General features: G+C 44.3%; 19 protein-coding genes. 2 read left to right on the top strand and 17 right to left on the bottom strand.

Annotated elements, in window-relative coordinates:
• Positions 1-20 precede the first annotated feature (20 nt).
• The 15 genes from FLB61_RS09530 to FLB61_RS09460 all read right to left on the bottom strand — a co-directional run bounded on the left by FLB61_RS09530 (position 21) and on the right by FLB61_RS09460 (position 15,915).
• A complete protein-coding gene (locus tag FLB61_RS09530) occupies positions 21-1,907 on the bottom strand; it encodes a polysaccharide biosynthesis protein (RefSeq protein ID WP_221919987.1) in 1,887 nt (628 codons plus the stop codon).
• Between the two features lie 141 nt (positions 1,908-2,048).
• Entirely contained in the window at positions 2,049-2,744 is a 696-nt protein-coding gene (locus FLB61_RS09525) for a hypothetical protein (protein ID WP_221919986.1), read from the bottom strand.
• 48 nt (positions 2,745-2,792) lie between these two features.
• Positions 2,793-4,238: an LCP family protein gene (locus FLB61_RS09520; RefSeq protein WP_330625572.1), complete on the bottom strand. Its 1,446-nt coding sequence runs from the start codon at positions 4,236-4,238 to the stop codon at positions 2,793-2,795.
• A gap of 30 nt (positions 4,239-4,268) precedes the next feature.
• On the bottom strand, positions 4,269-4,922 hold the full coding sequence (cmk, locus tag FLB61_RS09515) for a (d)CMP kinase (protein WP_221919984.1): 654 nt from the start codon (positions 4,920-4,922) through the stop codon (positions 4,269-4,271).
• Between the two features lie 29 nt (positions 4,923-4,951).
• Positions 4,952-6,187, bottom strand: coding sequence for a BaiN/RdsA family NAD(P)/FAD-dependent oxidoreductase (locus FLB61_RS09510; RefSeq protein WP_221919983.1), 1,236 nt, complete (start codon positions 6,185-6,187; stop codon positions 4,952-4,954).
• Between the two features lie 10 nt (positions 6,188-6,197).
• Positions 6,198-7,127: a MurR/RpiR family transcriptional regulator gene (locus tag FLB61_RS09505; RefSeq protein WP_221919982.1), complete on the bottom strand. Its 930-nt coding sequence runs from the start codon at positions 7,125-7,127 to the stop codon at positions 6,198-6,200.
• Between the two features lie 160 nt (positions 7,128-7,287).
• On the bottom strand, positions 7,288-7,968 hold the full coding sequence (locus tag FLB61_RS09500) for a CpsD/CapB family tyrosine-protein kinase (protein ID WP_221919981.1): 681 nt from the start codon (positions 7,966-7,968) through the stop codon (positions 7,288-7,290).
• A 12-nt stretch (positions 7,969-7,980) separates the two neighbouring features.
• The gene (locus FLB61_RS09495) at positions 7,981-8,658 is read right to left on the bottom strand and encodes a hypothetical protein (protein WP_221919980.1); all 678 of its coding nucleotides are present in this window, start codon (positions 8,656-8,658) and stop codon (positions 7,981-7,983) included.
• Positions 8,659-8,682: 24 nt separating this feature from the next.
• On the bottom strand, positions 8,683-9,675 hold the full coding sequence (locus FLB61_RS09490) for an LCP family protein (RefSeq protein WP_221919979.1): 993 nt from the start codon (positions 9,673-9,675) through the stop codon (positions 8,683-8,685).
• The gene (locus FLB61_RS09485; RefSeq protein ID WP_221919978.1) at positions 9,647-10,390 is read right to left on the bottom strand and encodes a YveK family protein; all 744 of its coding nucleotides are present in this window, start codon (positions 10,388-10,390) and stop codon (positions 9,647-9,649) included. The genes FLB61_RS09490 and FLB61_RS09485 overlap by 29 nt, the downstream gene beginning before the upstream one ends.
• A 292-nt stretch (positions 10,391-10,682) precedes the next feature.
• Positions 10,683-12,095 carry an oxaloacetate decarboxylase subunit alpha gene (locus tag FLB61_RS09480; protein ID WP_087199157.1) on the bottom strand — a complete coding sequence of 471 codons (1,413 nt, stop codon included), beginning with the start codon at positions 12,093-12,095 and terminating at the stop codon, positions 10,683-10,685.
• 18 nt (positions 12,096-12,113) lie between these two features.
• Complete coding sequence (locus tag FLB61_RS09475) at positions 12,114-13,265, bottom strand: sodium ion-translocating decarboxylase subunit beta (RefSeq protein WP_221919977.1); 1,152 nt, start codon at positions 13,263-13,265, stop codon at positions 12,114-12,116.
• A gap of 29 nt (positions 13,266-13,294) precedes the next feature.
• The gene (locus FLB61_RS09470; RefSeq protein ID WP_087211307.1) at positions 13,295-13,660 is read right to left on the bottom strand and encodes a biotin/lipoyl-containing protein; all 366 of its coding nucleotides are present in this window, start codon (positions 13,658-13,660) and stop codon (positions 13,295-13,297) included.
• Positions 13,661-13,672: 12 nt separating this feature from the next.
• On the bottom strand, positions 13,673-14,461 hold the full coding sequence (locus FLB61_RS09465; protein ID WP_087199151.1) for an OadG family transporter subunit: 789 nt from the start codon (positions 14,459-14,461) through the stop codon (positions 13,673-13,675).
• A 14-nt stretch (positions 14,462-14,475) separates the two neighbouring features.
• The gene (locus tag FLB61_RS09460) at positions 14,476-15,915 is read right to left on the bottom strand and encodes an acyl-CoA carboxylase subunit beta (RefSeq protein WP_221919976.1); all 1,440 of its coding nucleotides are present in this window, start codon (positions 15,913-15,915) and stop codon (positions 14,476-14,478) included.
• Positions 15,916-16,944: 1,029 nt separating this feature from the next.
• Between FLB61_RS09460 and FLB61_RS09455 the strand changes: the two genes are divergently transcribed.
• Positions 16,945-18,306 carry a peptide MFS transporter gene (locus tag FLB61_RS09455; protein ID WP_087211321.1) on the top strand — a complete coding sequence of 454 codons (1,362 nt, stop codon included), beginning with the start codon at positions 16,945-16,947 and terminating at the stop codon, positions 18,304-18,306.
• Positions 18,307-18,538: 232 nt separating this feature from the next.
• Positions 18,539-20,329: an aminopeptidase P family N-terminal domain-containing protein gene (locus tag FLB61_RS09450; RefSeq protein WP_087199141.1), complete on the top strand. Its 1,791-nt coding sequence runs from the start codon at positions 18,539-18,541 to the stop codon at positions 20,327-20,329.
• A gap of 73 nt (positions 20,330-20,402) precedes the next feature.
• Here the strand turns inward: FLB61_RS09450 and FLB61_RS09445 are convergent, their stop codons facing one another.
• Positions 20,403-21,149, bottom strand: coding sequence for a transposase (locus FLB61_RS09445; RefSeq protein WP_087199139.1), 747 nt, complete (start codon positions 21,147-21,149; stop codon positions 20,403-20,405).
• Between the two features lie 219 nt (positions 21,150-21,368).
• Entirely contained in the window at positions 21,369-22,640 is a 1,272-nt protein-coding gene (locus FLB61_RS09440; RefSeq protein WP_087211324.1) for a D-alanyl-D-alanine carboxypeptidase family protein, read from the bottom strand.
• Positions 22,641-22,740: the final 100 nt, after the last annotated feature.

Genomic DNA, 22,740 nt, shown 5'->3' with positions numbered 1-22,740 from the left:
TGCTCTTCTTTTCCCTCCGCCTAGGTCGTAGTGTTCTTCTTCTGTTCCTTATATTCAGGGACAATTTCTTTTATGTCTGCCTGAATATCCTTTGTCTCCTCGTAAGCGTGTTCGATCATCTTCTTGATTCGCACGGACATACTTTCCAGATCAGTCTTATCCATCTGCGCGATGAAGATTCTGTCGTTTTTCGTGCCGACGAGATTTTTCTCGTCGATCAGAAGTTCTTCGTACAGTTTTTCTCCAGGGCGAAGTCCTGTAAAGACGATCTTGATGTCCTGATCCGGAACATATCCGGAAAGCCGGATCATCTTTCTTGCCATATCCAGGATTTTTACCGGTTCTCCCATGTCAAGTATGAAGATTTCTCCGCCGCTTGCATAGGCTCCGCACTGCAGCACCAGGTTGACCGCTTCCTGGATCGTCATGAAATAGCGGATGATTTCCGGATGGGTTACGGTAACCGGCCCCCCTGCTTCGATTTGTTTTTGGAAAACAGGGATCACACTTCCGTTGCTTCCAAGGACATTTCCGAACCTTACCGCTGCATATTCTGTCTGGGATTTCTGTGAAAACATCTCGACGATCAGTTCGCAGATCCGTTTGGATGCCCCCATGACATTTGTCGGCCGTACCGCCTTGTCTGTGGAGATGAGAACCATTTTTCCGGCATGGTATTTGTCCGCCGCCGCGGCCACATTGTATGTACCAAGGACATTGTTTTTGACAGCCTCGTTCGGGCTGTCTTCCATCAGCGGCACATGCTTGTGCGCTGCCGCATGGTAGACGATGTCCGGATGGTACTGCTTAAATATTTCTTCCACACGTCCTCGTTCACGCACCGTGGCGATCAGCGTTACCAGATTCAGGTCCGGATATTTCTTTTTCAGTTCAAGCTGGATCGCATATGCATTGTTCTCATAATTATCTACAATGATCAGCTGTTTTGGATTGTGCAGAGCTACCTGACGGCAAATCTCGCTTCCGATGGAACCTCCCCCTCCGGTTACAAGGATGACTTTGCCTTCGATGTATTCCTGAATCTCGTCCATGCGAAGGTCGATGGAGTCTCTGCCAAGCAGGTCTTCGATCTTTACTTCCTGAAGCATGGACATGTCGATCTCGTCGTTTACCATCTGGTAAATGCCCGGGAGCATTTTAATCTTGCACGCCGTCCTCTGGCAGATATCCAGAAGCTTTTTCCGTTCCTCCTGTGAGATTGTCGGGATCGCTATGATGATCTCCTCGATATTGTATTTTTTTGCCATTTTTTCGATATCTTCTTTTTTCCCTACAATCGGGATCCCCTGAAGATAAGTTCCCTGTTTTTGCGGGTCATCATCGATGATGCAAGGGATCTTCCTGCTCAGATGTTTGCTGTTTTTCATCTCCCTTACGAGCACATACCCTGCCGCGCCTGCACCCACAACCATCGTGATGATGGGCTTTCTCTCTTTTTCGGCAGTTTTTTTGCGGTAGGAGATCCGCAGAAACCGGTAGGAAAACCTCGGGGCGATCATAAACACCGCAAGCAGCAATGTGTAGATAAAAATGTAGCTTCTTGGCGTCTTGTAGTTGAAAATAGACATCCCGCAAAGCTGAAGGAAAGAAGAAACCAGAACGGCGCAGACTACGTTCTTCAATTCCTCCACACTTGCAAATCTCCACAGACTCGCGTACAGTTTGAAAATGTAATTTATAATAACCGTACATACGATGTTGATCCACATGTACTTTTCTATAGAGTGGAGAAACAGTGGTTCGATCTTCTTGTAGTCGAAGTCAAATCTGATCCACAAAGCCCCGATCATGCAGAGAGCGATCAGACATACATCAACCAAAAGAAGGCCTGTTCCTCTTATAATGACCTCTTTATTTTTATTAATCTTCTGAATGAAACTGCTCATATTTATAACCTCGAATCAGGGAAAATTCTTCCCCCTTTACTCTTTTGCATAGTGCATCTCTTCTGTGCTGCCATATGCATGCAATGAAAAAGAAAGCCGATCTCACAGTATACCCTACTACAGCCCGGCTTTCTTCTTGCTTTAAATTATATGTAAATAGCCTAAAATCATCAGTATCAATACGATCGGCGAGGAAATACTGCTCAGCACAAACAGAACCAGTTTCAATTTTTCCAGCTTCTGAAATCTGATATATTGTCCTTTCACTTTCTCACTGTAGTCGTACAGAACGCTTGTCGCTTCGTTAATCTTTTCCAACTCCTCAGTGTACAGCTCTTTGACATTTCCTTCAATGGAACGCGAAAGCTCATCTGTAAGTCTCTGTATTTCTCCGTCTATCCGCATCGATAACGTTTCGCTGTCATTTTTGATATCTTCCGACAATTCGATCAGATTTTTCATATCTCCGGAAAATATCGACTGATTTTTTCGGATCAGCCTATGGGTAAGTTTCTCAAATTCTTCATAATGCTTTTTAAAATTATTCATCTGCAGAATCAGTTCTGCAGACTCCGCCTTTGCCAGCGCAAGATCGCTGTCTGCTTTGCGCATTTCTGCAATATAGCGCAAATAATTACTGTCATCAATCAGCTTCTTTCTGTTTTCATTGTATTGACGTTTTTCACTGAAATCGTCAATATATTCTTCCCCTGCAAGTCCATCCTGCAAGGAATCCTCAAACGAATCTGTACGTTCCTCTCTTTCTTCCATCTCGCGGTTCAGAACTGTACTTCTGCCATCCAGATTAAAATTGATTGTTTTCCCAAAGTCCCTCATAAATCTCATCATCCTTTTCTTTCGTTTCTCGTTTGCTCAAAAAATATTTTACTGTGTCAGGATCTCTCCCCCGAGGATCCTGTTTATTTTATCTGAAATACTTCTTACGGAAACCTCATTTGGCTGCATCACATAAAGAAGCTGGCTTCCGGTAGAATAGCATGCCTGCTCATCGCCCGTTCCTACAGCGCTCATCGTAAGGATACTCCAGTTTCCTCCGGAATTCAGCTGCATTTCCACAAGGCTTGCAAGGTGGCGGTCCGGCACATTCGTCTGCACACTCTCGCCCAATGTGTCCAAAATATCCATCGCCTTTGTGAGCATGGACGGTTCGAGCATCTTGTTGATGATTGCAGTCAGCACCGCTTCCTGATTTTTCCCCCTCTGGTTGTCGCCGCCTGCAAAACTGTGACGCTCTCTTGAAAAAGCCAGAGCCATCTCTCCATCCATGTGATTTACACCTTGTACGAAAGAATATCCGCCTGCTTCAAAAGCATATTCCGAATTCACATCAATTCCGCCTATTGTGTCGACGATATTGATCAGTGATGTGAAGTTGACCCGCGCGTAGTAGTTGATCTCCGTGTTGTATACCTTGGCAAGCGTTGCCATGGACGCATCCACACCGTAGATACCCGCATGTGTCAGCTTGTCTTTCTGTCCATTTGACACTCCTGGAATCTCCACGTAATAATCTCGTGGGGTCGTCGTCAAAAGAACCTGTTTTGTATTTGGATTGACCGTTGCGATAATATTGACGTCGCTCCTGCTTGTTTTGGAGACAGGTCCGTACACATCAATACCGCTGATGTATACATTAAATGGCTCTTTGACACTCTGATTGACTGTTTTAAGCTTTGTATCCACACCGTACTGATAAAGAATGCGAACCTGATCTCCGTATCCGGAAATCTGCTCTTCAATGACTTCATCAAAGGCTTCATTGTAAATCGCCGCATCAATCTTTCCATCCAAAAGCGCCTGAGCTTCTTCAAATATGGTGCCAAACTCCCTTGTCGTCAGTTCTTTGCCCGTTACGGTGCGAAGTTTCTTCAGCATTTTCTCATTGTTCTCTTGATCTGCGATACTCTGCGTAGCAAAAATGTAATCTGCCGCATCCAGAATCGTCTCTGCCGGATCATCTTTTCGCACAACAACGATCATATTGTCGGTTTTATACTCGGCTCCTCCTATATCAGTCAGAACACTGTACACTTTGGAAAAGGAATATCCTCCAATGCAAATGGCAATGCAGACCAAAATACTGAAAATGATTCCCGTCACGTGTGCTACTTTGCTTTTTATCAACTGAAGCAAAAGCGCAACCAAGAACAGTACAGCAAGAAGAAAGCATCCTGCCAAAAAGTATTTTGCAGGAATCACCTTGCTGTTTCCGATCAGGACAGCTGCCACGACAGATGCGATAAGCTGAATCAGTACGAAAATAATCCCCACCAGACTTCTTCTTTTGTGTTTTTTCTTCCTTCCAGGCACGTCTATCTCCTCCATAACGCCATGTATTTCTTATATCAATCCGACTACTGCCTCTACAACTTCTTCGATGGTCATGTCCGAACTGTCAATCAATAAGGCGTCTTCGGCTTTGCACAGCGGAGACACTTCCCTTGTCATATCTCTTCGGTCTCTTTCTTCAATATCGGCAGCAATCTGCTCATAATTACATTTTTTACCATTTTCTACCAATTCATTGTAGCGGCGTTTCGCTCTCGTGTCAACACTGGCGGTTAGAAATATCTTGACATTTGCGTGAGGCAATACATTCGTTCCGATGTCACGTCCATCCATGACGACATTCTCTTTTTCTGCCAAATCTCGCTGAAGATCGAGGAGTTTTTCCCTTACTGCCGGGATTCCTGACGTGAGGGACGCCATATTTCCCACCTCTTCTTCTCTCAGCTTTTTCGTCACATCTTCTCCGTTCAGATAAATATGCTGCCTGCCGTCCTGATACTTGATGGTAATTTCAGCGTCTTCGCATGCCTTACATATTTTTTCTGTCTCATCAGGCTGGATCCCTTTTTTCAGAAAGTGGATGGCCAACCCTCTGTACATTGCCCCTGTATCGACATACACAAACCCTTTTTTCTTTGCAACCAGCTTAGCGATCGTACTTTTTCCGGCTCCGGCCGGTCCATCTATTGCGATTTGATATCCCATGATTCATGTTTCCTCCTTTTTTTCACTTTCTATTCATCAAACACGCTGCTGCCGGCCGCATTTCCGGTAGACCAGGCAATCTGCAGATTGAAACCGCCTGTCACAGCATCCAGATCCAGGACTTCCCCGGCGAAGTAAACCCCTCCCACTTTTTTGGATTCCATGGTGGCAGGATTGATCTCTTTTACACTTACACCGCCTTGTGTGATGATGGCTTCGTTGAAGTCGCGCAGCTTTGTCATTGTCATTTCCATGCCTTTGATCAGGGAAACAAGACGATGCCTTTCTTCCTTGGTAATCTCGTTTACCTTTTTCTCTGGAGAAATGCCGCTCAAGGTCACGATGACAGGTATCAGTTTGGACGGGAACAGTTTGTCCAGCGCATTTTTGAACTGTCGGTTTTTGTTTTCCTCAAAGTCTCTGAGGACTCTTGCGTCCAACTGTTCAAAGGACAGAGCCGGTTTTAAGTCGATGATGAGTCTCAGTGTTTTTTTCTTCAGCCTGCTTCCCACAAAAGAGCTCGCACTTAAAATCAGGGGACCGCTGACCCCATAGTGGGTAAACAGCATCTCTCCAAATTCTCTGTATACTTCTTTTCTGTCATCCAGCACAGAGATTTCCACATTTCTCAAGGAAAGTCCCTGAAGCTCTTTTACAAATCCTTCTTTGATTTCGACAGGTACAAGCGCCGGACTGATCTCTGTCACTGTGTGGCCAAGTTCTTCCGCAAAACGGTATCCGTCTCCGTCTGAGCCTGTTGTCTGATAGGAATTGCCTCCGGTTGCGATAATGCAGGCATCTCCTTTCACAGTCTCTCCATTTTCCAGTTTCAGGTAAGAAAATCTGTTTTCTGACGTCCCTACCCATGTCACTTTTTCCCGCAAATAAAGTTTTACGTTCAATCTGCGCAGTTCCCTTTCCAACACCCGGATTACATCCGAGGAATGATCCGATACCGGGAACACCCTGTTTCCTCTTTCTATCTTTATTTCCAGGCCTATAGACTGGAAAAACTCCATGGTCTCTTCGTTTGTAAAGCCGTAAAAACTGCTGTACAAAAATTTTTTATTCGTCACGACAGAGTCGAGCAGTTCTTCCATATCGCAGGCATTGGTCAGATTGCATCTCCCTTTTCCGGTTATATAAATCTTTTTTCCAAGCTTTTCATTCTTTTCAAACAGATGGGCATCGTGTCCGTTTCTAGCCGCAAAGATGGCAGCCATCATTCCCGCGGCTCCTCCGCCGATTACCAATACTTTCGCCATGCTTTCTCCTCTACTTTCCTTCTGTGCTTTCTTCCTGAAATCTCAGTGTGACTCTTTCGCTTACCTGGTTGAGTTCGTCACGGCTGTAAACCTGGTACTCGTCCCAGATAGTCTCAAGTGTTTCGAGTGTGGCAATGACATCTCCCTGCTTTTTCATGCACAGAGCAACTACAAGTGCATTGATCACACTGAGAGGCGCCACAAGAGAATCTACAATGGATGCCATGTCGCTTCTGGCAATCAGATTGCAGGAAGAATAAAGAGTCATCGGCGAGTGCACGCTGTCGGTTAGTGTGATGATCTTTGCTCTTCTGTTGTTGGCAAACTCCAGTGCTTTCAATGTCCGCATGGAATATCGAGGGAAGCTGATGCCGATGATCACATCCTCCCCCCCTATCCTTATAAGTTGCTCGAAAATTTCGCTGGAACTGTTTGTATCCACACTTACGACATCGTCGCACACAAGATTTAGATAAAATCCCAGAAATTTGGCGAGGGGTGCACAGCTCCTGATTCCTATAATATATATCTTCTTTGCGCCAAGTATCATATCCACCGCATGTTCAAATGCATTTTGGTCAATATGTTCCATTGTCATTTTGATTTTGTCAATGTCCGACTGAAGGACGCTCATCAGAATCTCTGACTGGCTGATCCTTCCATATGTAACTTCCATCCTCTGTATCGAATTCAGGCGATTGCTGACGAGCTCTTCCAGTGCTTTCTGCAATTCCGGATAGCCGCTGTATCCAAGCTGTGTGGCAAAACGCACGGTTGTCGACTCACTGACGCCCACTACCTGTCCTAATTTTGACGCGGTCATAAACACTGCCTTCTCATACGATGAACGAATAAAATCAGCTAATTTCTTCTGGCTTTTACTCATTTTGTCATATTTCTTTTCAATTCTGTCCAATAACTCATTTTTTCCGCTTATCATGTCTGTCTTCCTTCTAACTTTCAATCCCTTTTAAGCGTACTTATTATACTCTTATTTGAATACAATTACAAGTTATTCTCAGCAGCTTCGCCGTGTTGACAGGTTTGTGGACAGCCAATTTGATCGTATTTTTTGGGAAAACCTATCTTTCTGGATGATTTTATGGGGCATAATTATATTTTTTGTACTCATTCTTATAGTATCCGTGCTGTTTCTTCAGTGAGACTTTATTCAAAACTGTACCCAGCACAGCACATCCGGAATTTTCCAGTCTCTTTTTCACATCTTGCACCATCTTTCTCCGTATCTTTCCTTCTTCGACAACAATGATGGCTCCGTCGCAGTATTTGGCTAAAATTGCTGCATCTATTACCAATCCAAGCGGCGCGCTGTCTATAATAATGTAGTCATAGACTGTCTTCAGCTGTTCCATCAAAGCTTCCATATGCCGGTGCGACAACAATTCCGTCGCGTTTGGAACCCCTGCTCCGGCAAACAAAAGATGAAATCCTGCGATATTTGTTGTCACAACAGCTTCCGACAGTCCACATTGGCCGGAAAGAAAGTGCGACAGTCCAAATGGGATATCTCCAATCCGCATTTTTTTCTGTAAAGAAGATTTCCGCAGATCCGCATCCAACAGCAGCACTTTTTTCTGTATTTCCGCGAGAGATTTTGCCAGCCGAAGCGCGATACTCGTCTTTCCTTCTTCTGGGATACTGCTCGTAATCAGAATACTCTTCTTGTCATTTCCACAAAACTGCAAATTCGTCCGCAGTGTCTTTACCGCTTCTTCCTGAGCATATTCCATCGTTTCTTCCTGAAGTTCAATCTTGATCATCTCGTCTGTCCTTTACTGTTTTTTCTTCCATTTTCTCATTTGCTGTATACCCATAAATACAACGACTGCCCCGGAGAAAAGCAATGCAGCAATGATTCCGATATGCGATGTCTCTCCTGTCTTTGGATTTTCTCCATCTGTTTTGGATACCGTACTTTCTTCATCATTACTTGAAGGTTCTACTGTCGTGCGGTCAATCACAAATGCTACCGGGGAGAGACTCTCAAACACTCCTGTCATCGTCCCTTCTCCCATTGTCGTAGGAACGGTTTCCCATTGTGTCTTATTGTAGTGAAGGATCACACCCCTGGTTTTTTCTGTCACTCCCTGTACTTCGAATGAAATTGTGACTGGAAATTTGGTATGCTCCGGTACGGAAACGTCTTTCAAATCAATCAGCACAATGTCATCTGTGGATTTTGCTCCTATCAATTCCTTCAACTGAAGCGCTTCCACGATCTCGGCAAAGCCAGTCTGAGATTTGATCTGGTTTTCGGCTTCTATGTACTGCTCTGGTATCTCTGATGTGATCATGAGTCCTTCTATCTCATTTCCGTCTGCATCTTTTGCATAGACCGGGACGTTGCCAACAACGGTCGACGCCTCGGGACTTGGCGCTGCATGTGCAGTCAATCCTACAAACATACTTCCCACTAATGCTGCGATTACTTTCATTGTTCCCTTACACATTTTGTCTTCTCCTTATCTGTCTGTTCATTTTGTGTTTACCTTAGGTTCCTCTATATAAAATAACTGAAAAATCATTTCCTGGAGCTGCTCTGCATCTGGTATAAACTGAGCATATCCATCTTTTTCAATTATATTTCCCGGCAGTGCGAGATACTCTTCCGTGATCTCATATTCCTTTATACGCTGAATTTCACTCCATCCGAGATTTGTCGTAACGCAGGATGTCAGCTGTTCATAGACAATGGTATCTTCCGACGAACCGATCTTTTCTGAGCCCTGCTTTATAAATGCTTCCAGAAACTGAGCCTGCCGTTCCATACGTTCTATATTGCTGTCCAGCTGCCCGGTATCCCTTCCCCGTACATATTGCTCCGCCAGTCCGCCGTCCAGCAAAACCTGGTTCCCTTTCCGAAACTTTGGATTGATCTGCGTGTAGTCTCCTGGTACGGTAATAAGAACGCCGCCAATCGCTTCTGTCATCTTGGAAATAGCCTCCAAATGCAGTGACGCATAGTAATCAATTTCTATACCGCCCAGCAATTCGGACACTTTATTTTTCACAAGCATGCAGCTTTTTTGTTTTCCATCTCCGTATGCGTACTGCATGGCTATCTGCCCCGGTACAGATGTAAGTTTTTCTCCCCGGATATCATAAATCTCGAGCTCTACCAACGTATCTCTTGATATCAAAAGGATCGTTCCCTTTTTTGTCTCTTTATCTAAAACAAACAAGCTTATGCTGTCACTTTGACCATTTTCTCCTGGATTTTTTGGCTTTTCACTGTCCGTCTCTGCATCAATCCCAAGAAGCAGTATGGTTTCTATATCCGGGTTTTTTCTATATTTTTTCCCTTTGTAGTAAAAAATCTGCCCCTGTGTGTCTCTTCCACTTGTCTCTTTTTTCTCATCCTTCCCACTTATTGCCAATCCTGCGGCAATAAGGGAAAACAAAATAAAGACTATCAGCCACCGCTTTTTTCTCCCGGCTTTATCGCCGCGGCTTACCCTGATTTTCATATCTTAGAATCCTCTTTTTCTTTTCCACAGGGATGATGGACAACACAGGAAGCCCCAGACATTTTTCTATTTGTTCTTCTGTATGGATGCGATCGTTCAGGCAAAAACGAATGACAATGAAAGCAAGTACAAGAGCTCCTCCCAGCACAACACCGTTGCTTACATTCTTTTCCGTGTTCGGTGTGACCGGATATGTCGGAGTGACTGCCCACTCCAATATAGACGGTTTGTCTGTATTCATAATATCGGCGATTCTGGAAGATGTGATAGTGGCCCACTCATTTGCAATGTTCTTTGCAAGTTCCGGATCTGGATTTGTCACTGTCAGTCTCAATATACGTGTATCCGGCAAATTCTGGATAGACAGCATATCCGCTGCCGTCTGGTAATCCAGCTCCAGGTCCATCGTATCCATCACTTGCTCTACAACAGGCCGGCTTCTCGCAATCGTTTCAAAATCGACTGTAAGAATAGAGCCGATTTGAATATCAGCCATGGATGTGATACTTGTGGACGCTCCAAGAAGATAGATCATCGCATTAGCCTGATACTCTGGTGTCAGCATCGTTTTTGTATAGCCAAACATCAGGCTTCCCCCTACCACCATACCAAGAATGATTGCCCATGCTTTTTCCAGAACCGCGTGATAGATGTGAACGATATCTATTTTCATGTCTTCTGCATCTGAATGATTGATATTCTGCTGATTTATCATTTGTCTTCTCCTTCCCTGACGCGTGTTTCTCCATAATATCACTGAACTATTTTATTTGCAACCCAAAATAGTTAGAAAAATCTGGAAATAAATTTTTTTGTCATAATTTTCATACAAACATTATTCCTGGAACTTTTTTACAACTCATTATTTTTTCTTATGGTAAAATTTTCCATCTTTTTTATTGCATAAAAAAAATACCCTGACAGAACACACATCTTGTCAATGTGTACCGCTGTCAAGGTATTGCATTTTCGCTTCTTAACGATCCGCTTTCTATTTCAGTTTAACATTACACCGGGTAGCTTCCGTTCTCTGTGTCTGCCACTGCAGCATCCACTTTTGTCTGCTGTGCCTGGCGGTATTTGAAGAAATCCACTGCCACCTGCGGGAAGAGCGCGTATGTCAGGACATCTTCGTCCTGCTGCTTCCACTGCTTCATCTCGTTTTCCAGTGTTTCCAGTTCGTCCGGAATCAGGTCAGCCGGACGGCATGTGATACAGTCGTCAATCTCATCTCCGAGACATTTCTTCTTTACCTCTTCGTTGAATGGTTTGACGGTAGCGCCGTACTTTCCTTTCAGCATATCTTTTGTCTCTTTCGTCGCTACTTTGTAACGTTCTCCCATCAGCACGTTAAACACTGCCTGTGTTCCGACGATTTGGGAAGACGGGGTAACAAGCGGCGGTTCTCCGAGGTCTTTTCGCACTCTTGGCACTTCTTCCAGCACTTCGTAGAACTTGTCTTCTGCGCCCTGTTCTTTTAACTGGCTTGTCAGGTTGGAGAGCATTCCGCCTGGAACCTGGTAAAGGAGCGTCTTGATATTGACGCCGAGGTTCTTCGGATTTAAGAGTCCGCTTTCCAGTGCTTTGTCCCGGATAGGGCGGAAGTAATCTGCAATCTCAGCCAGCAGATTCTGGTCAAATCCTGTATCGTACGGTGTCCCTTTCAGTGTCTCTACCATCACTTCCGTCGCCGGCTGTGATGTGCCAAGGGCAAACGGAGACATTGCTGTGTCGATCACATCCACACCTGCCTCCACCGCTTTCAGATAGGTCATGGAAGCCACACCGGAGGTATAGTGTGTATGCAGCTGGATCGGAAGGCTTGTCGCTTCTTTCAGCGCTGTGACAAGTTCTGTGGCGCTGTACGGGACAAGAAGTCCTGCCATGTCTTTGATACAGATGGAATCCGCTCCCATCTCTTCAATCTCTTTTGCTTTCTGGACCCAGTATTCCAGCGTATAGGCATCTCCCAGGGTATAGGAAAGCGCAACCTGTGCGTGAGCCTTCTCTTTGTTGGCTGCTTTTACGGCTGTTTTCAGATTTCTAAGATCATTCAGACAGTCAAAAATACGAATGATATCAATGCCGTTTGCCACGGATTTCTGTACGAAATATTCTACCACGTCATCTCCATACGGACGATATCCAAGGATATTCTGTCCACGGAACAACATCTGAAGTTTTGTGTTTTTGAATCCATCGCGGAATTTGCGGAGTCTGTCCCACGGATCTTCTTTTAAGAAACGCAGTGACGCGTCGAACGTGGCTCCTCCCCAGCATTCCACGGAGTGGTATCCCACTTTGTCGAGTTTCTCCACGATCGGCATCATCTGTTCTGTCGTCATCCTTGTGGCGATCAGTGACTGATGCGCATCCCGCAGAATGGTTTCGGTTATTTTAATTGGTTTTTGTTCTGCCATTTCAATGTCCTCCTAGATTTATTGTACTCCGAAAATCGCCATAAATGTCCCTGCCACAACAGCCGTACCGATAACTCCGGCCACATTCGGACCCATGGCATGCATCAAAAGGAAGTTTGTCGGATCTGCCTCCGCACCGACTTTCTGAGACACACGTGCCGCCATCGGAACCGCGGATACGCCTGCTGATCCGATCAGAGGGTTTACTTTTCCGCCTGTCACATAGCACATGACTTTTCCCAACAGGACACCCGCCGCCGTACCGAAGGCAAAGGCAATCAGTCCGAGGATGACGATCTTGATCGTATCCCAGTTCAGGAATGCTTCCGCGCTTGTCGTTGCTCCGACGGATGTTCCGAGAAGGATGACGACAATGTACATCATGGCATTGGATGCGGTCTCCGTCAGCTGTCTTACGACGCCGGATTCGCGGAACAGGTTGCCAAGCATCAGCATCCCTACAAGCGGTGCTGTCGTCGGAAGGATCAGACATACGACGATCGTAACGATGATTGGGAAGAGGATCGCTTCCAGCTTGGATACCGGGCGAAGCTGATCCATCTTCACTTTCCGTTCTTTTTCCGTCGTCAGAAGCTTCATGATCGGCGGCTGGATGATCGGCACGAGGGCCATGTAGGAATATGCCGCCACCGCGATCGGCCCAAGAAGAGCTGTCTGCTGAAGCTTCCCGCAAAGGAAGATGGAAGTCGGCCCGTCTGCACCGCCGATGATAGCGATGGCCGCTGCTGCCTTATCGGAGAATCCCATGGCCATGGCTCCAAGGTAGGCCGCGAAAATCCCGAACTGTGCTGCCGCACCGAGAAGGAAACTCTTCGGATTGGCGATCAGAGGACGGAAGTCCGTCATCGCCCCGACACCCATGAAAATCAAGGATGGAAGGATGGACCATTCATCCAGTTTATAGAAATAATACAAAAGTCCTCCGGTTCCGTTTGCCGCATCTTCCATGGCAAGCATGATGTCCGGATAGATATTTACGAGGAGCATCCCGAAAGCAATCGGAACAAGAAGAAGCGGTTCGAATCCTCTGTTGATCGCAAGATACAGGAAGATACATGCAACTGCGATCATGATCAGGTTCCCGACCGTCAGGTTCAGAAATGCCGTCTGCTCTACAAGACGCCCTAACGTCTCTGTTATATAACTCATGTTCTAACCTCCATTGTCAGTGATTCGCATTAGTTTAATGTTGCAAGCAGTGTTCCTGCCTCACATGCATCTCCTACCGCAAGCTCGATGCTTGCCACTGTTCCGTCTTCCGGGGCAACGACCGGAATCTCCATCTTCATCGCTTCGATGATAACGACCGGATCGCCTTTCTTCACGCTTGTTCCTACGTTGGCCTCAATTTTGAACACTTTTCCTGCTGCTCCTGCTTCCACACGGATGCTTCCTGCTGCCGCTGTTTTCTTCGGCGCCGGTGCCGCTTTCGGGGCTGCTTTTGGCGCTGCTGCCTTCGGAGCCGCCGGCGCTGCCTGGGATCCTGTTTCTTCTACTGTGACATCATATACGTTTCCGTTTACTGTAATTGTATAATTTTTCATGTGAACATCCTCCTATTTCCACTGACTGTTTTTTCTTCTCTTTTTGATGGAACGCACAACGAACCCGTCTGTCGATGTCCCTTCGCTTGCCGCGATGGCTGCGCTGATGACTGCCACCAGCTCAAGGTCATCTGTTAAATCATCCGCCGGCATTTCCTCTGCCGTCATTGTCTCCGTTTTCTTTGCTTCCGCCTCAGCCGCTTCCTCAGCCGCTTTCAGCGCTTTTGCTTTCCTTTCCTCATTCTTTCCGATCAGTCCGAACAGGGAAATGATGAAAGAGATAAAGATCAGCACTGCGAACACGGTACCCATCCCGAGCAGTGTGTTAAGCCCGGCTTTTTTCATGATCTCTCCCATGGAATACTTAGCCGCTGCCGTAAAGCTCTTCATTTCTTCATCTTTTGTGAACTCAAATGTAATCTCCGCGTTCCTGTCTTCATATTTTGCTTCCGCGACAAGCATGATGCTCTTTGCGCTTTCCTCAACCTCAAAATCTTCGTGACTTACATACGCTCCGCACTCCTCGACACCTGAGTTCCATGCATCGATCATTGTCACAAAATTATCAGCTTCCATCTTGAATCCGGACTGCATAAGTGTCAGATTCAGCTGAAGATCGCTCATGTCTTTGAATGTTTCCATATCTTCTTCGCTCATCTGAGAGAAGTTGGAAATCATCGCATCCGCCTGCTGCACTAACAATTCTTTGTTATAGTCAGCGGAATCTGAACTGCTGCTGCATCCGGCAAGACTGAATGCAAGAACGAGGATAGCTGCCAATAAACTAATTTTCTTCTTCAACTTACCTCACCTCTCTACACTGTCCCATGTTTCTTTGCCGGGCGATCCTCTCTTTTTGTAAACAGCATCTCAAAAGCTCCGATGACATATTTTCTTGTATCTTCCGGCTTGATGATCGTGTCCACATATCCTCTCTGTGCTGCAGAAAGGGCGCTTTCCTGAAGTGTTCTGTATGCCTCTGCTTTCTCCTTGATGGTTTCAGCGTCCGCATCTGCGTACATGATCTGTGCCGCCAGTTTTGCATCCATCGTTCCGATCTCCGCCTGCGGCCACGCGTAGACCATGTCTGCTCCCAGCGCTTTGCTGTTCATGATGATATATCCGCTTCCGTAAGCTTTTCCTGTTACCACATTGACTTTTGGCACGGTTGCATCTGCAAAAGCATAGACAAGTTTCGCCGCTTCTCTTGCAAGAGTCTTCTCTCCGCATTTGGATGCGTGGAATCCATTTACATCGGTAAGAGTAAGTACCGGGATTTCAAAGGCATCACAGAATCTGACAAATTTTTCCGCTTTTTTACATCCTTTTGCGGAAAGTGCCGGGTCAAATGTCTCTGCTTCATTTCCTTCTTCATCATAGCATTTGGAACGGTTTGCGACTGCCCCTACCGTCATGCCATTGAGTTTCAAAAATCCGATAACCATTTCTTTTGCGTAATCTGCTTTCACTTCCAGGAACTGCTGCCCGTCCGCGATGACAGAAAGTACAAGGGATGCGTCATCCGCCCCGTTTTCGATACCTTCACAGATCCTGTTCAGATCATCTGTGCACTCTTCATACGTATCGTTATCTTCATTGTTTGCCGGGATCATGCATACCAGTTCTCTGATCCCTTCCAGTATCTCCTCTTCGCTTCCGAGGAAATCAATATTTCCCGCCTCTTTTGCCTGGAAATCTGCGCAGGATGTATCGCATGCCTCAATCCGGTTGCCCGGGATCGCATTCGGGGAATTGACAAAAAGCTTTGCACTTTTTTCTTCCATAAAAGTAAAGTCCGTAAGACCTGGTATCAGGGCAAGGCCGCCGCCGCATGTTCCAAAGATGGCAGTAATCTGCGGAACTACTCCGGACGCTGCCGCCTGCTTCGCATAAATCTCTCCAAAAGCATGCATCGCATCTGTCGATTCCTGAAGTCTCATTCCTGCACAGTCGATCAGTCCGATGACCGGCGCTCCCATCTTCATCGCCATGTCGTAAAGAGATGTGATCTTTCTCGCGTGCATCTCTCCGACCGCTCCTTTCAATACAGAAGCGTCCTGACTGTACACATACACAAGATTGCCGTCGATCACTCCATATCCAGTGATGACTCCATCGCCTGGAACCTTGTTTTCCTGCATGTTGAAATCCGTTGTCCTTGCGGTCATGGCGCCGCCGATTTCAACAAAGCTTCCAGCATCCAGTAAGTTTTCCACTCTCAAAGCTGCTGGCGTTTTCACTGCTTCGTTACTCATAAACCTAGCCCTCCATTTGTGATATATTACTAAAAGTTAAACCAAATTTTAGCCAATTATATTATAGTTTCTATAAGTCAAATTTTCAAGCTTTATGTGAAATTTTTATCAACTTTTTTCACTGCTTTATCGCGTTAAGTTTTTGTCGTACGAATTTGTTTTCTGTAATTTTACACACTTTTTACCTATTTTTTCTTTTTCTTTTATATTTTCCGCATTCTTTTCTGCCTCTATTTTATAGAAATTTTATAATTTTATACTTTGTTACGAAAAATACATTGTGCACGAGTGGAAACTATGCTAAAATACATTTTACAGGGATTGGTATAAAGGAAATTCCCGAAAACAAATATGACATGGTTGTCCTGAATCTGTATATTATACACTTTGGATGTATGGAAAAGAACAGATTTTTTTGTTCCTTTCAGAAGCCGAAGGAGCAGATCTTTCTGGCAGAGCCGGATCGCTTTTTCCATCTTTCCACTGTGTCTGCATGAGGCAGGTTTATCTTGGCAGAACGGAGACTGAATGCAGCGTCTCCTTTTTCCGGGTAGCGGATATCAATCGTCCGGGCAACCAAAACGGATCATTCGTAAAAGTCAGTCATCACGTTTCCACATCTGTTTACGGATTTTCTTTTTTGGTTTCCAGATGTTTTGAGAAAAGAGCTTTGGTTCCTTCCGTTGATATGCAGATTATTCTTTCGAATAGGCGGACACCTTTATGGTCAGTTCCCTGACAGATCATCGTATCTGTTTAGGCCATATCGGATGGAATGTTTCTTTTCGGTCTTATGTTTCCTTTACATAACGTTCTTTTCTGTTCCGGCATATATGAGAGGTTTTTACATATTATTATATCAGGAAAGAACACTCCGGAATTATCCGGGCAGTTCCTTACACTTTTGTTTCTGTTTTACTGCATGAAGATGGAAAGAAGGTCCGGGGACGTCCCCGCATTTTCTGCGGCGGATCAGGCTTTAACGATTTACGTATGAGAAATCAAAAAAGAAATTGGAGGGTTTAAACTATGGAAACTGCAAAAAAGCGTAGACCATTTGGCTTTTATGTATGTGCGCTTGGTTTCACATTCGAGCGTCTTGCATTCTACACAGTGAAATACCTGTTGGCCATCTGGATTGCTACAGAAGCTGCTTCCGGCGGTCTTGGACTTTCAGACTCTGAAGGTTCTTTTATGTCCGCTCAGTTCGTAGCATTTACTTACATCACACCGATCTTCGGCGGATACATCGCTGACCACTGGCTCAGCCCGCGTATCTGTGTACCTCTCGGTATGATCCTGATGGGTATCGGTTACTTATTCACATGGCAGGCTAATTCCCTTGGAATGGTTTGGGCAATGATCATCCTTGTATCTGTTGGTACAGGATTCTTCAAAGGAAACCTGTCCGGTATCAACGGACTTCTGTTCCACGATCAGGATGAACTGGATGCAGCATTCTCTATCCAGTATTCCTTCGTAAACATCGGTTCTTTCTGTGGTACAACATTCATCGCTATCACAGCAACAACAGGACTTGGCCCGATCCACTTAACATTCAACCAGGTATTCCTTGTATGTGCGATCTTCCTGTTCATCGACGCTATCTGGTTCCTTGCTAACTCCAAGGCACTCGGCGATGCTGGTAAGAAACCATTCAAGGCTGACCAGAGACAGTTCGAAAGCGCTGGTAAGAAAGAAGATGGTAAGTCTCAGAAACTTACATCCGGAGACTGGAAACGTATGTTTGCTATCATTCTCGTAACTCTGTTCTCCGCTGTATTCTGGATGGCTTGGTACATGGCTTACATGCCGGCATACTACTACTTCGGATGGGGCGATGGTTCATCTTTCCTGAACAAGGCAAACTGGTACATCGGAAGCTTCCAGATCCCGACAGCTTGGTTCGACTCTGTAAACGCTCTTACATGTATCATCCTTGGACCAGTTCTCGCTGGTGTATGGGCTAAGATGGCTAAGAGACCGCAGGGCGACATGAGCATGTTCAAGAAGACAGCTATCGGTATTATGCTTGTAGGTCTTGCTTACATCGTTATGGTTATCGCTAACTTCATCGCAGGCGATGGACAGTGCTCCGTATTCTGGATCGTTCTCGTATGTCTGTTGATGTCCGTAGGTGAGATGATCTTCTCCCCACTTGGAAACTCTTTCATTTCCAAGCTGGCACCTGCTAAGGTACTTGGACTTCTGCTTGGATTCTGGCCAATCGCCGTATTCCTTGCACAGCAGGCTTATCCGCCGATCTACGACTGGATTTCTACACTCGACTTCACAGTTGGTTACGGCGGTGTCGGTGTCGTTGTTATTGTCATTGGTATCATCCTTTGGGCATGCAGCGGTAAACTTGACGCAATGGAAAAAGCTGAATAATCCTATAGTGTTTAATCTATTTTGGAGGCGGTTCTCACTTGAGAGCCGTCTCTTTCTCTTTGCAAAAATTTTACTTTATTTTATATACTTAAGTTTGAACTTTGGTAGAAATAGTGATAAAATAAAGATGGTTCTTATATTTTATTGTTTATAATTACCTGCCATACATATTTTCATTTAAAAGAGGCGGGTATTATATAAAAACTTATCATCATAAAGGAGGTTTGCAACAATGACTGTTGTAGCTGAAAGGATTGCTAAACTTCGTTCTCTTATGGCAGAAAAAGGAATCGATGCATACGTTGTTCCTACTGCTGATTTCCATCAGAGCGAATACGTTGGCGAACATTTTAAGGCAAGAAAATTTATTACAGGATTCAGCGGTTCTTATGGAACAGCCGTGATCGGAAAGGATGACGCCGGACTTTGGACAGACGGAAGATATTTCTTCCAGGCTGAGCATGAGCTGGAAGGAAGCGGTGTGCGTCTGATGAAAATGTTTGTAGGAGATACTCCATCCGTCACAGAATTTCTGGCATCCTATGTTCCGGAAGGCGGTACTGTCGGATTTGACGGCCGTGTACTGTCCATGGGCGAAGGCCAGGAGTACGAAGAAGCTCTTTCCAAAAAAGGCATCAAAATTGATTATACGGAAGATCTGATCGATGCAGTATGGGAAGACCGTCCGCCTCTCTCTGATAAACCGGCATTTTTCCTGGAAGAAAAATATAGCGGAGAAAGCTCTGCATCCAAACTGGCACGTGTACGTAAGGCAATGGAAGAACAGGGCGCTACTGCACACATTATCGCTTCTCTGGATGATGTCTGCTGGCTCCTCAATGTGCGTGGAGATGATATCGATTTCTTCCCGCTTCTTCTCTCCTACGCTGTAGTAAAAATGGACAGCGTGGATCTCTATGTGGACGAAACAAAGCTGAATGATCAGATCCTTGCAGAATTTGCAAAAGTAAACGTTACACTTCATCCGTACAATGACATTTATGAAGATATCAAAAAACTGTCTGCCGATGATGTTGCGATGATCGACCCGATGAAGATGAATTATGCACTTTACAAAAACATTCCTTGCAAGACAGTGGAATGTGCAAATCCGACCATCCTCATGAAGGCCATGAAGAATCCGGTGGAACTGGAAAATATTAAAAAAGCACATATCAAAGACGGCGTTGCCATCACAAAGTTCATGTACTGGATCAAGACACGCTATGACAAAGAAGTCATTACAGAGCTCAGCTCAGCTGAAAAACTTACAAGTCTGCGTGCAGAACAGGAAGGATACATCCGCGACAGCTTCGAACCTCTGTGTGCTTTTGCAGACCACGCTGCCATGATGCACTACTCTCCTTCTGAAGAAACAGATGTGCAGCTCAAAGAAGGCGCACTCTTCCTGAACGATACAGGCGGCGGATACTATGAAGGATCCACAGATATTACCCGTACTTTTGTACTTGGTTCTATAAGCGACGAACTGAAAAAATATTACACAGCAGTTGTACGCGCTATGATGAATCTTTCACGCGCCAAATTCCTCTACGGCTGCTACGGATACAATCTCGACGTACTCGCAAGAGAACCAATCTGGGAACTCGAATTGGATTACCAGTGCGGAACAGGACACGGTGTAGGATATCTCGCAAATGTCCATGAACCGCCGACAGGCTTCCGCTGGTATGTGGTACCAAGCAAAAACGAACACCACAAACTGGAAGAAGGCATGGTTATCACAGACGAACCAGGCATCTACGAAGACGGCAAATTCGGAATCCGTACAGAAAACGAATTTATCGTACGCAAAGGTCCAAAAAACAAATACGGACAGTACATGTACTTCGAAACTATCACATTCGCGCCAATCGACCTGGATGGAATTGATCCAGAATATCTGTCAAAACCAGAAAGAGAATGGCTGAACAACTATCATAAAGAAGTATACGAAAAAATCTCTCCATATCTTACAGAAGACGAAAAAGAATGGCTGAAAACATATACACGTGAGATTTAATTATATGGGGACGTGTTCCGGCTTGTCGGAACACGTCCCCTTATATCTACGCCTTCTTTTTTATATGCTATTATCAGAATTGTTCCAGTCTTCGAACAAATTCTTTCCTCGACATGATATTCATATCCCATACTTCTTCTATTAATTTTTCCTTTTCTACCGGCAAATTTTTTAGTTCCCATATATTGGATTCTGGATGATTTTTTAAATAACTCTTTACCCATCGTTTCATAATCTGTTGTTTCTGTTTTTCTTTCTCATCATCCAGATCATCTATATAGACCATTGATTGTTCCAGATTATGAGTTAATTTTGAAACTGGATAGTATATTTTATCTTTCTGGTATTCTTCAAATGCCGTAAGATTTACAAGGCCTTTCCTGCCTAGCCTGTATTCTCGTGCACTGCTGTAATAGTACTGTTCTGGAGTCTGGACGATCTTTGCTTTTACAGGATTTAAATGAATATAATGCCAACAATGCCAAAGATACTCTTTATCTTCAATCGGAAAACTTTTAAAGCGATTCTGGAAGACATAACCTGAACGTTTTCTTTTTCTGTTATAGTAAAGTGCGTAAGAAGTCTCTATCATTTTCATAAATAATGATATCTGTTTCAAATCCCCGCGCAGCAGTAGATGCAGATGATTTTTCATGATGCAAAACGCGAAAATTTCTACATAATCCTCCTTCTTATCTTTCATATATTTTATTATTTTTTCTTTATCCCGGTTTGTCTCAAAGATATCCTCCTGATTAATCCCTCGAATAATGACATGATAAAAACCGGACAAAGAACGTTTTCTACTTCTTCTTGGCAAAAGACTTTCCTCCTTTAGTACTTATATCTCTTGTGAAATGTTGCATGAATTATAGATTTAATTTAGAATTTTAAGAAATATTGATTTGATAATAGACTTTTTTATATAGGGGACAGGTTCCGACTTATTGGAACACGTCCCCACATTCTTTTTCTGTATTTATCTTTCTTCATTATACTCTTCTTTTTGAGTAACTTCTACCTTGTTTCCTATATTTTTTCATTCCTTTGATCCGTATAAAAATTCTTTCCAAATATTTTGATAAACCCATCGAAATGTTTTTCTTGGTACTGCTTCCCCAACATAAATCCCCTGTTCATCAAGCTTCTGATCTCCCAGATAAATCTCCACATTTCCGGCTTTATCCCCTCTTTTTACAGGCGCATGCATCTTTTCTTTCTCGTGGATCTGGAGACTGATCTTTTCATCTGGTCGCATCAGAATTCTTTTTTCTTTTTGTTCTGAAGTAATATCCAGAAATATCTTTGTAACTCCATCCTGATACAAATTTTCTTTCTTGGCAGCGGCTTCAGATACCGTTTTCTGTTTTCCGGCTTGCAACAAGCGGATCGTCTCGTTTTCTTCCGCTTCTTGCCAGAAATACCGATATGTATAATTATTAAGTCCATACTGTATTAATGTTTTCATATCTTTCCATTTATACCCTTTATTATTTGGCCATCCGCAGGCTAGTAATGCTACGATCAATGTTTTTTCCTCTTTTCTTACCGCTCCTACATAACAATAGCCAGCGTCTGCGGTAAATCCGGTTTTTCCTGTCAAAGCTCCATCCATCATATCCAAAAAAGCATTGTGGTTTCGACAGATCACTTTCTTTTTCCCCGAAGTATCTGTAATTTCTTTTGATCTTGTCTGGGTAATACTAAGAAACTCCTTTTTTTTGGGAGAAACCATGATGCAATATCTCATAATTTTTGCAAGATCTTCTGCTGTCGTACGATGGATGCCACCCTCGTCTTCGCCATCCAGTCCATTTGGTGTTACAAAGTGTGTATTGTCACATCCGATTTCTTCTGCTTTTTTATTCATCAGACCAGTAAATTTCTCCACACTACCGTCCCCAATATGTTCTGCCACTGCCCAGGCACTATCATTGTGGGACTCGAGCATCAACGAAAAAAGAAGATCATTCAAATAGAACGAGTCGCCGTTTTTCATTCCCAAATGTACTTCCGGTTGGGATGCCGCTTTTTGCGAAACAGTCACAATATCATTCGAATTTCCTAATTCCAATGCCAAAATACATGTCATGATCTTCGTTGTACTGGCCATAGGACGTTCTTTCATTTCATCCTTCCCATATAAAACACGTCCACTTTCCCCGTCTAACAATACTGCAGACTGGGAAAAAAGCTGCAGTGATGAATCCATCTCTGTAGCTTTTCCAGACTGCTCCTCAGCCTTTATCGTCAAACTATATACTGAACAAAACTGTGTGCAAATCAAACAAACCGCTAACGTAAAAAACATACAGACTATCCGCCTATATTTGTACATACCATCACTACCAACTTTACCTATATTTGCTTAAAACAACTGTATGAAAATTCAAAAGATAATATGCAAATTC

This window comes from Sellimonas caecigallum, assembly GCF_019754295.1.
Classification (GTDB): domain Bacteria; phylum Bacillota; class Clostridia; order Lachnospirales; family Lachnospiraceae; genus Sellimonas; species Sellimonas caecigallum.
The sequence above is the reverse complement of the archived record's forward strand: the minus strand, read 5'-3'. Positions and strand labels throughout refer to the sequence as shown.

Excerpts from the sequence above, each read along its gene's own strand:
- FLB61_RS09530 (WP_221919987.1), bottom strand. The coding sequence starts at position 1,907 with ATGAGCAGTTTCATTCAGAAGATTAATAAAAATAAAGAGGTCATTATA.
- FLB61_RS09525 (WP_221919986.1), bottom strand. The coding sequence starts at position 2,744 with ATGAGGGACTTTGGGAAAACAATCAATTTTAATCTGGATGGCAGAAGT.
- cmk (WP_221919984.1), bottom strand. The coding sequence starts at position 4,922 with ATGGGATATCAAATCGCAATAGATGGACCGGCCGGAGCCGGAAAAAGT.
- FLB61_RS09510 (WP_221919983.1), bottom strand. The coding sequence starts at position 6,187 with ATGGCGAAAGTATTGGTAATCGGCGGAGGAGCCGCGGGAATGATGGCT.
- FLB61_RS09505 (WP_221919982.1), bottom strand. The coding sequence starts at position 7,127 with ATGATAAGCGGAAAAAATGAGTTATTGGACAGAATTGAAAAGAAATAT.
- FLB61_RS09500 (WP_221919981.1), bottom strand. The coding sequence starts at position 7,968 with ATGATCAAGATTGAACTTCAGGAAGAAACGATGGAATATGCTCAGGAA.
- FLB61_RS09495 (WP_221919980.1), bottom strand. The coding sequence starts at position 8,658 with ATGTGTAAGGGAACAATGAAAGTAATCGCAGCATTAGTGGGAAGTATG.
- FLB61_RS09490 (WP_221919979.1), bottom strand. The coding sequence starts at position 9,675 with ATGAAAATCAGGGTAAGCCGCGGCGATAAAGCCGGGAGAAAAAAGCGG.
- FLB61_RS09485 (WP_221919978.1), bottom strand. The coding sequence starts at position 10,390 with ATGATAAATCAGCAGAATATCAATCATTCAGATGCAGAAGACATGAAA.
- FLB61_RS09480 (WP_087199157.1), bottom strand. The coding sequence starts at position 12,095 with ATGGCAGAACAAAAACCAATTAAAATAACCGAAACCATTCTGCGGGAT.
- FLB61_RS09475 (WP_221919977.1), bottom strand. The coding sequence starts at position 13,265 with ATGAGTTATATAACAGAGACGTTAGGGCGTCTTGTAGAGCAGACGGCA.
- FLB61_RS09470 (WP_087211307.1), bottom strand. The coding sequence starts at position 13,660 with ATGAAAAATTATACAATTACAGTAAACGGAAACGTATATGATGTCACA.
- FLB61_RS09460 (WP_221919976.1), bottom strand. The coding sequence starts at position 15,915 with ATGAGTAACGAAGCAGTGAAAACGCCAGCAGCTTTGAGAGTGGAAAAC.
- FLB61_RS09455 (WP_087211321.1), top strand. The coding sequence starts at position 16,945 with ATGGAAACTGCAAAAAAGCGTAGACCATTTGGCTTTTATGTATGTGCG.
- FLB61_RS09450 (WP_087199141.1), top strand. The coding sequence starts at position 18,539 with ATGACTGTTGTAGCTGAAAGGATTGCTAAACTTCGTTCTCTTATGGCA.
- FLB61_RS09440 (WP_087211324.1), bottom strand. The coding sequence starts at position 22,640 with ATGTTTTTTACGTTAGCGGTTTGTTTGATTTGCACACAGTTTTGTTCA.